Raw genomic sequence first — 8,516 nt, 5'->3', positions numbered from 1 at the left:
GGGCCATGGGGCAGCGGGCCGAGCCCGTCGCGCCGCCGGGGTACTCCAGGTCGGCGTCCAGCCACTCGTCGACCCCGGGGGCGCCCGCGCGCTCCCCGGCCCGGGCCGCGGCCAGGCGCGGTGCGCCGCCCGCCCAGGAGGCGAGCATCCGCACCGCGTGCAGGCCGTAGCAGCCGAGGTCCATCAGGGCGCCGCCGGCCAGCGGCAGCGACCAGCGCGGGTCGGTGTCCGGCGGTGCGGCGATGGCGACCACTGCCTCGACGTGGCGCAGTTCGCCGAGTTCGCCCGAGGCCAGCAGCTCGTGCAGGCGCCGGGTGACCGGGTGGAAGAGGTAGTGGAAGGCCTCCATGAAGACCGTTCCGGCCTTCCCGGCGGCCTGCCGTACCTCGGCTGCCTCCGCGGCGTTGCTCGCCGACGGCTTCTCCGACAGCACGTGCTTGCCGGCCGCGAGGGCGGCCAGGTTCCACGGGCCGTGCAGGCCGTTGGCGAGCGGGTTGTAGACGACGTCGACGTCGGGGTCGGCGATCAGGTCGGCGTACGACGACGCCACCCGCTCCACACCGTGCCCGGCGGCGAACGCCTCGGCGCGGGCGCGGTCGCGGGCGGCCACCGCGACGAGACGGTGGCCGGTCGCCCGGGCCGGGTCGATCAGGGAGCGTTCGGTGATCCGCGCGGCTCCCAGCACACCTATGCGCAGGGGTTCCCGGCCCTTCTCGCTCATGCCTGGCGTACCTCCTCGATCGTCACGGGACGGTGCTCGTGCAGGGACAGGGTGCACGCGTCGGCGATCCAGCCCGCCTCCAGGGCGTCCTCGATCGTGCAGGGCGAGGGGCGGGTGCCGGCGACGACCTCGGTGAACGCGGTCAGTTCGGCGCGGTAGGCGTCGGTGAAGCGGTCCATGAAGAAGTCGTGCGGGGTGCCCGCCGGGAAGATCACCCCGGGCTCGACGGAGCGCAGCGGCAGCTTGTCCTCCAGGCCGACCGCGATGGAGTCCTGGAAGCCGTGGATCTCCATGCGGACGTCGTAACCGCGGGCGTTGTGCCGGGAGTTGGAGACCACCGCGATCGTGCCGTCGTCCAGGGTGAGGATCGCGCCGGTGGTGTCGGCGTCGCCGGCCTCCTTGATGAAGTCGGCGCCCCGGTTGCCGCCGACGGCGTACACCTCCCTGACCTCGCGGCCGGTCACCCAGCGGATGATGTCGAAGTCGTGCACCGAGCAGTCGCGGAAGATGCCGCCGGAGGCGGCGATGTACGCGGCCGGCGGCGGCGCCGGGTCCAGCGTGGTCGAGCGGACCGTGTGCAGCTTGCCGAGCTCACCGCTCTGCACGGCGGCCCGGGCGTTGACGAACCCGGCGTCGAAACGGCGGTTGTAGCCGATCTGGATCGGCACGTCCCGGCCGGCGACGGCCTTGAGCACCTCGACACCCTCGGCCATGGTCCTGGCGACGGGCTTCTCGCAGAAGACGGGGACGCCGGCCTCGACACCGGCCAGGATCAGCGCCGGGTGGGCGTCCGTGGCGGCCGCGACGACGATGCCGTCCACACCGGCGGCCAGCAGCGCCTCCGGCGAGTCCACGACATCGGCCCCGAACCGCTCGGCGGCGGCCTTGGCGGCGTCCGCGAACGGGTCGGTGACGACGAGGGAGCCGACGGCGTCGAGTCCGGAGAGGGTCTCGGCGTGGAAGGCGCCGATGCGGCCGAGGCCGAGGATTCCGATACGCATGGGGGTGTTGCTCCTAGAGAGGGGAAGGGTGTTACGGAGGGTTGTCAGTCCAGTCCACCGAGCACGTTCTGATCCCAGTCGATGACCGACCCGGTGACGACCCCGGACCGGTCCGACAGCAGGAAGACCACGAAGTCGGCGATCTCGTCCGGCTGCCCCAGCTTGCCCATCGGCAGCTTCGCGGCAGCCTCCTCGCGCCAGTCGTCTCCCGCCCCGTGGAAGGCCTTCTGCGTGGCGTCCTCGCCTTCCGTCGCGGTCCAGCCGATGTTCAGGCCGTTGATCCGGACCCGGTCCCACCGGTGCGCGTGCGCGGCGTTGCGGGTCAGGCCGATCAGCCCCGCCTTGGCGGCGACGTAGGGCGCGAGGAACGGCTGCCCGCCGTGCGCCGACGACGTGATGATGTTGACGATCGTGCCGGGCGCCTCGCGCCCCACCATGTCCGTGACCGCTGCCTGCATCGCGAAGAACGGGCCCTTGAGGTTGATCCCGATGTGCTGGTCGAACAGCTCGGGCGTGGTGTCCAGCAGCGTCCCCCGGGACGTCAGACCGGCGGAGTTCACGAGGCAGTCGACTCGGCCGTAGGTCTGCACGACCCGGGCCACGGAGGCCTTGGCCTGCTCGGCGTCCGACAGGTCGGCCCGGACGTACACCGCCTTGCCACCGGCGGCGGTCAGCTCCTCCACCAGCGCCTCGCCGGGCTCCGGGCGCCGCCCGGTGACGGCCACGACCGCCCCCTCGCGACCCGCGGCCCGCGCGATGGCCGCGCCGACCCCCTGGCTGCCGCCGTTGACCAGGACGACCTTGTCGTCGAGAAGTCCCATCGAGTTCCTCAGCTCTCTCGCCGTTCGGCACCGGCCCGCAGCTCCGCTCGGAGCGCCTCCGGTGTCCATTCCTCGCGCAGTGCGCGCCGCATCAGATCCGCCTGCGAGGGCGGGGCCAGGCCGTCGACCGGCGGGTCGCTGTCGAGGTTGGTGGGGAAGGGGTAGCCCTCGGCGCTGGTCGCGACCACGTGCTCCAGCCACGCCGGGTCGGCGCCTTCGGCCTTGCGCTTGAGGAGGGCCGGGTACACCGCGCCCGCCACCGCCTCGCGGTCCACCGTCTCCATCGCGCGCCCGAACGCGGACGACACCTGCAGCAGGTTGGCCATGCGCCGGATGTCCGCGGAGCGGTTGGTGCCGGCCGCGTGGAAGAGGGCCGGGTTGAAGAACACGGCGTCGCCCTTGGCGAGCGGCAGCTGCACCTGGTGCGCCTCGAAGTACGCCCGGAACTCCGGGAGCCGCCAGGCGAGGTAGCCCGGCTCGTACTTCTGCGAGTGCGGCAGGTACATCGTCGGCCCGGACTCCACGGGCATGTCGCAGTGCGCGACCGCGCCCTGCAGCGTCAGCACGGGGGAGAGGCGGTGCACCTGCGCCGGGTAGGCGGCGGCGACCTCGTTCGACAGGAAGCCCAGGTGGTAGTCCCGGTGCACGGTCTGGGCGGCGCCGCCCGGGTTGACCACGTTGAGCTGGGAGGTCACCTGGTAGCCGGGGCCGAGCCAGGCGGTCGCCACCAGAGCCAGGATGTCGTTCGCGTAGTAGTCGGCGAACGTCTCCGGGTCGTGGAGGGCCGCCTTCTCCAGCGCGTTCCACACCCGGTCGTTGGCGCCCGGCCTGGCGAAGTGGTCACCGGCCGCCGCACCCGAGGCCCGCTGCTCGGCGATCAGAGCCTCGAACACGTCGGTGGCCCGGTCCACGACCCCGAGGTCGGGGAAGGCACCGCGGAAGACCACGATGCCGGGCCCGCCGGCGAGCGCCCGCATCAGCTCGGCCTGGACGACCCGGTCGCCTTCGAGCAGGCCGCAGTCGTAGACGAGCACGTTCCGCTCCACGGCACAGGCGTGCGGATAGTCGGCGGGGTCGGTGGCCTGCTCGACCAGCGCGCGGAACGCGTGGAGATCGCAGTCCTGTTCGGACAGCCAGGCACGGTGGTGTACGGAAGTGAAGGACATCGTCGTCCCTTCGGGGTCACGGAGCGACGCAGCCCTGTCATTCTTGTCAGTACAAACCCCTCGAACAACCAGCAGCGAGCCATCAAAAACCCCTCAAGGAGCCGACGCATGGGCCACCCGTTCCCGATCCGGGAGATCGCACGTCAGGCGGGCCTGAGCGAGGCGACCGTCGACCGGGTGCTGAACGGCAGGGGAGGCGTGCGCGAGAGCACCGCACGCGAGGTCCGTCAGGCCATCGCCGATCTCGACCGGCAGCGCACCCAGGTGCGGCTCGTCGGCCGGACGTTCATGGTCGACATCGTGATGCAGGCACCCGAGCGTTTCACCACGGCGATCCGCGCCGCCCTGGAGGCCGAGCTGCCGTCGCTGCGTCCGGCGGTGCTCCGCTCCCGCTTCCACTTCCGCGAGACCGGCCCGGCCGGGGAACTGGTGCGGATCCTGGACCGGATCGCCCGGCGCGGCTCGCAGGGCGTGATCCTCAAGGCCCCGGACGTCCCCGAGGTCACCGCCGCGGTCGGCCGGCTCGAAGCCGCCGGCATCCCGGTCGTGACCCTGGTGACCGACCTGCCCGCCAGCGCCCGCCTCGCCTACGTCGGCATAGACGACCGGGCGGCCGGTGCGACGGCCGCGTATCTGATGGGCCAGTGGCTGGGAGAGCGCCCGGGCAACATCCTCACCAGCCTCAGCAGCGGCTTCTTCCGCAACGAGGAGGAGCGCGAGATGGGCTTCCGCAGCGCCATGCGCGCCCGGCACCCCGAGCGGACGCTGGTCGAGATCGCCGAGGGCCAGGGCCTGGACGCCACGCAGTACGACCTCGTCCGGGCCGCGCTGGAACGCGACCCCGACATCCGCGCGGTGTACTCGATCGGCGGCGGCAACATCGCCACACTGCGCGCCTTCGACGACCTCGGCCGCGACTGCGCGGTGTTCGTCGCGCACGACCTCGACCACGACAACACCCGCCTGCTGTGCGAGCACCGGCTGTCCGCCGTGCTCCACCACGACCTGCGCCAGGACGTGCGCGAGGCCTGCCACACCGTCATGCGTGCCCACGACGCGCTGCCGCCGGCGGGACCGACCCTGCCGTCGGCGATCCAGGTGGTGACGCCGTACAACATGCCCCCGCAGGCGGCCGTGTGATCCGTGGGGGAGGCCGGGCGTGGGTCCGCAAGGAGCCCCGCGCCGGCCCCTACCGTCGGGCGCATGTGGACCTCGCGCCCGGACGGCGGCCCCGAGCGGCTGGTGGCCCTGGTCGACGGCGTGTTCGCCATCGCCATCACGCTGCTCGTCCTGGATCTCTCCGTGCCCCGGGAGCTGGACCCCGCCGCCTACCGCAGCGCTTTGGGTGAGCTGCTCCCGGACCTCGGGGCCTACGCGCTGAGCGTCGCGGTGCTGGGGAGTTTCTGGCGTGACCACCGGCGGATCTTCCAGGACGTCCGGGAGATCGACGGCCAGGTGATCGGCATCTCGATGGTCGGCCTCGGCGTCGCGGCCCTCGTGCCCTTCCCGACCCGGCTGCTCGCCGAGTACGGCGCTCAGTCCGTGTCGGTCGCCGTCTACGCGGGCGCCGTCGCCGCGCTGGGTGCCTGCCATCTCGGGGTGGCCGCCGTCCTGGCGAGGCGCCCCTGGCTGCGCCACGACAGGCCCTCCGAGGCCGCGACCACGCTCTACCTCGTCGACAGCGCCACGTCGGTGGTGGTCTTCCTCGCCACCGTCCCGCTGGTCATGGTGACGGGCCCGGGGATCATGTGGATGTGGCTCGTCCTCGTGCCGGTGAAGGCCCATCTGGGCCGAAGGCTCCAACGCCCGAGCTGAGGGCGGGCTCAGGCCCGGGCCCGGCCCGGGGGGCGGGGGTCACCCCCGCCCGGTCACCTCCGCCCAGCTCCCGCTCTGCGCCGACCGCGCCATGGCGTCCAGCGCGGCCGCGCTGTGCACGGCGTCCGTGAGCGTCGCTCCGTGCGGCGTGCCCTCGGCGACCGACCTGAGGAAGCGGTACGCCTCGATGACGTTCAGGTCGTCATACCCCATGGCGTTCGCGGCGCCCGGCTGGAACGCGGCGAACTCCCCATGACCCGGGCCGACATACACTGTGGTCACGGACTGGTCCTGGTAGGTGGTTCCGCGGCTGATCCCCAGCTCGTTCATGCGGCGGAAGTCCCAGAACACGGCGCCTTTGCTGCCGTGCACCTCGAAGCCGTAGTTGTTCTGCTCGCCGACCGAGACCCGGCAGGCCTCCAGGACGCCGCGCGCACCGGAGGCGAAGCGCAGCAGGCAGCTGACATAGTCCTCGTTCTCGACCGGGCCGAGTTCGCCCCCGGCGGCGCGGATGTGACCGGCCGTGGCGCCCGTCGGGCGGGCCCGCTCCGGGAGGAAGATCGCCGTGTCGGCCGTCAGGGACGTGATGTCGCCGAGCAGATGACGGGCCAGGTCCACGCCGTGCGACGCCAGGTCGCCCAGCACCCCGCTGCCGCCCCGCTCCCGCTCGTAGCGCCACGTCAGCGCGCCCTCGGGATGGGCCGCGTAGTCGCTGAACAGCCGGACGCGGACATGGGTGACCGTGCCGATCTCCCCGGAGGCGATCAGCTCGCGGGCCGCCTCGACGGCGGGTGCGTTGCGGTAGTTGAAGCCCACGGCTCCCTGCACGCCCGCCTTGGCGACCGCGTCCGCGACCGCACCGGCGTCCTCGGCGGTCAGACCCACCGGCTTCTCGATCCAGATGTGCTTGCCCGCCTCGGCCATGGCGACGCCGATCTCGCGGTGCAGGAAGTTCGGCGCGGTGATGCTGACCGCCCCCACCCGGGGGTCGGCGGCCACCTCGCGCCAGTTCCGGGCCGTCGAGGCGAACCCGAACTGTGCGGCGGCCTCCTCCGCCCGGCCCGGCACCTCCTCCGCGACCGTCACCAGCTCCGGGACGAGGGGCAGCTGAGGATAGTGGTGCCGCACGCGCGCGTACGCCTGGGTGTGCACCCGCCCCATCCAGCCGAATCCGATGACGGCGACGCCGAGCGTGTCCACCATGAGAGCCCCTCTTTGGACCGTTCCAGAACCTGTCCAGGCCACCCTGGGCGGGGTTCGACGAGGCTGTCAACCCTTTGACAAGCCGTGGCGCCCCATGGAACGGTCCATCCCATGAGAGCGCCGACGATCCGGGACGTGGCCGAACGGGCCGGTGTCTCCAAGTCGCTGGTCTCCCTCGCGCTGCGCGGCTCCGACCAGGTGCGCCCCGAGAAGCGGGACGCCGTGCTCCGGGCCGCCCGGGAGCTCGGCTACCGGCCCAACACCGCCGCCCGCAGCCTCAGCGAGCAGCGCACCCGAACCGTCGGTGTACTCCTCAACGACCTGCGCAACCCCTGGTTCGTGGACCTCCTCGACGGCCTGAACTCCCTGCTGCACGCCAACGGCCTGCACATGCTGCTGGCCGACGCCCGCCTCAACCGCCGCACCGGCCAGGACCCGGCCGACCCGCTCCTCGACCTGCGCGTCGACGGCCTGGTCGTGGTCGGCACGCTGCCCGACCCGGCGGCCCTCGGCGGGGTGGCCGAGAGGATCCCGGTCGTGCTGGCCGGCTCCCGCGAACCGGCCCCGCCGGGCGTGGACGTCGTGGCGGGCGACGATGAGCGCGGCGCCCGGCTGGTCGCCGAGCACCTGATCGGCCTCGGGCACCGCCGTATCGCACACATCGCGGGTTACGGAGCGGTGGGCGGGCTGAGGCGCCGCAGCTTCGAGGCGACGATGCACCGGCACGGACTCGCGGAGCAGACGGTGGTCGAGCCGAGCGACATGACCGAGGAGGGCGGCTACCGCACGACAGTCCGGCTGCTCAGCCGCCCCGACCGGCCCACGGCCGTCTTCGCCGTCAACGACATCGCCGCCATCGGCGTGCTCTCGGCGGCCGAGGAACTCGGGCTGCGCGTCCCGCGCGACCTGTCCGTCGTGGGCTACGACAACACCAGCATCGCCCGGCTGCGGCACGTGTGGCTCACGACGGCCGACAACTCCAGTCACGAGGTCGGCCGGCGTGCGGCCCGCTGCCTCCTGGAGCGCTTCGAGGGCGCCGGCGGAGCGGGCCGGGTCCAACTGGCCACGCCCACCCTGGAGATCCGGGGATCTACGGCCCCGGCGCCCTGACCTTGCAACCCCCTCGCCCGCCTGGTCCTGGCCGCTGATCACCTGGACCGGGGCGGAACGGTGCCGGGGTCAGGCCCGAGGCCTGAACGACCGCCTCACATGTACATCTACGGCTCGGTGCCGCCCCACACGCTCGAGGAGCGGGCCCTCGGTATCACTTCCGGCCAGACCGCTCGCCCTCACCTTCACGGTGGTCTTCCTCACCGGCGTCTTCCTCGACAGCACCCACACGATGATCTACGCGACCGTCTCGATCCGATCGGCCCCCGACAGCCGCGCCACCGCCGTCGGCTGGACCTCCGGCACGGGCAGGGCGCTGCCGGGCGCGCACTGACAAAGCTCCCGATGTCCGTCTCAACCCCTATGCCCTGGTCGGGAGTTCCCGCCGGCTCGCGTATTGTTTGCGGCATATGCCCGGGAGTTGAGATGTCCAGGGGTATGCGAGTGCGTGGGTGAAGGGGGAGCAGGACGTGGACGCGACGGGGCGACGACCCACCCGGCGGACCGGGCTGCCCGGAGGTGCCGTCACGGCACTCCTGGCTGTGGCGGCCTGCGCCGGCCACGCCACCAAGGCGGGCCTGCCCTGGTGGGCCGTCCTCGCCGTCGCCGTCTCGACGGTGGGTCTCGCCGGCTGGACCCGGCGCCCGGACCGGCCGTCGGCACGGGCCGGGGAACGGCT

General features: G+C 72.7%; 8 protein-coding genes and 2 pseudogenes. 5 read left to right on the top strand and 5 right to left on the bottom strand.

What is annotated here, in order from left to right:
• The 4 genes from ABZ281_RS26090 to ABZ281_RS26075 all read right to left on the bottom strand — a co-directional run.
• Positions 1–721, bottom strand: a 721-nt coding sequence (locus tag ABZ281_RS26090) for a Gfo/Idh/MocA family oxidoreductase (protein ID WP_356659207.1), incomplete at its 3' end; no start/stop codon positions are given.
• Positions 718–1,722, bottom strand: coding sequence for a Gfo/Idh/MocA family oxidoreductase (locus ABZ281_RS26085; RefSeq protein WP_356659205.1), 1,005 nt, complete (start codon positions 1,720–1,722; stop codon positions 718–720). The genes ABZ281_RS26085 and ABZ281_RS26090, both read right to left, overlap by 4 nt.
• A gap of 44 nt (positions 1,723–1,766) precedes the next feature.
• Positions 1,767–2,543: an SDR family oxidoreductase gene (locus tag ABZ281_RS26080; RefSeq protein WP_356659203.1), complete on the bottom strand. Its 777-nt coding sequence runs from the start codon at positions 2,541–2,543 to the stop codon at positions 1,767–1,769.
• Between the two features lie 8 nt (positions 2,544–2,551).
• Positions 2,552–3,709: a phytanoyl-CoA dioxygenase family protein gene (locus ABZ281_RS26075; protein WP_356659201.1), complete on the bottom strand. Its 1,158-nt coding sequence runs from the start codon at positions 3,707–3,709 to the stop codon at positions 2,552–2,554.
• Between the two features lie 108 nt (positions 3,710–3,817).
• Here ABZ281_RS26075 and ABZ281_RS26070 point away from each other — a divergent pair, with 108 nt between their 5' ends.
• A complete protein-coding gene (locus ABZ281_RS26070; protein ID WP_356659199.1) occupies positions 3,818–4,849 on the top strand; it encodes a LacI family DNA-binding transcriptional regulator in 1,032 nt (343 codons plus the stop codon).
• Between the two features lie 63 nt (positions 4,850–4,912).
• Entirely contained in the window at positions 4,913–5,524 is a 612-nt protein-coding gene (locus ABZ281_RS26065; protein WP_356659197.1) for a TMEM175 family protein, read from the top strand.
• Positions 5,525–5,563: 39 nt separating this feature from the next.
• On the opposite strand, the gene ABZ281_RS26060 is transcribed toward ABZ281_RS26065, so the two are convergent.
• Entirely contained in the window at positions 5,564–6,727 is a 1,164-nt protein-coding gene (locus tag ABZ281_RS26060) for a Gfo/Idh/MocA family oxidoreductase (protein ID WP_356659195.1), read from the bottom strand.
• A gap of 111 nt (positions 6,728–6,838) precedes the next feature.
• Between ABZ281_RS26060 and ABZ281_RS26055 the strand changes: the two genes are divergently transcribed.
• From ABZ281_RS26055 to ABZ281_RS26045, 3 genes and pseudogenes are all read left to right on the top strand, one after another.
• Positions 6,839–7,837, top strand: coding sequence for a LacI family DNA-binding transcriptional regulator (locus ABZ281_RS26055; RefSeq protein ID WP_356659193.1), 999 nt, complete (start codon positions 6,839–6,841; stop codon positions 7,835–7,837).
• 169 nt (positions 7,838–8,006) lie between these two features.
• Positions 8,007–8,150, top strand: a pseudogene (locus tag ABZ281_RS26050) (MFS transporter); the annotation flags it as partial.
• Between the two features lie 157 nt (positions 8,151–8,307).
• A pseudogene (locus ABZ281_RS26045) lies at positions 8,308–8,516 on the top strand (hypothetical protein); the annotation flags it as partial.

The sequence above is a fragment of the Streptomyces sp. NPDC006265 genome (assembly GCF_040613555.1).
In the GTDB taxonomy this organism is placed as follows: Bacteria; Actinomycetota; Actinomycetes; order Streptomycetales; family Streptomycetaceae; genus Streptomyces.
This window is presented reverse-complemented; position numbering and strand designations above follow the sequence as displayed.

Excerpts from the sequence above, each read along its gene's own strand:
- ABZ281_RS26085 (WP_356659205.1), bottom strand. The coding sequence starts at position 1,722 with ATGCGTATCGGAATCCTCGGCCTCGGCCGCATCGGCGCCTTCCACGCC.
- ABZ281_RS26080 (WP_356659203.1), bottom strand. The coding sequence starts at position 2,543 with ATGGGACTTCTCGACGACAAGGTCGTCCTGGTCAACGGCGGCAGCCAG.
- ABZ281_RS26075 (WP_356659201.1), bottom strand. The coding sequence starts at position 3,709 with ATGTCCTTCACTTCCGTACACCACCGTGCCTGGCTGTCCGAACAGGAC.
- ABZ281_RS26070 (WP_356659199.1), top strand. The coding sequence starts at position 3,818 with ATGGGCCACCCGTTCCCGATCCGGGAGATCGCACGTCAGGCGGGCCTG.
- ABZ281_RS26065 (WP_356659197.1), top strand. The coding sequence starts at position 4,913 with ATGTGGACCTCGCGCCCGGACGGCGGCCCCGAGCGGCTGGTGGCCCTG.
- ABZ281_RS26060 (WP_356659195.1), bottom strand. The coding sequence starts at position 6,727 with ATGGTGGACACGCTCGGCGTCGCCGTCATCGGATTCGGCTGGATGGGG.
- ABZ281_RS26055 (WP_356659193.1), top strand. The coding sequence starts at position 6,839 with ATGAGAGCGCCGACGATCCGGGACGTGGCCGAACGGGCCGGTGTCTCC.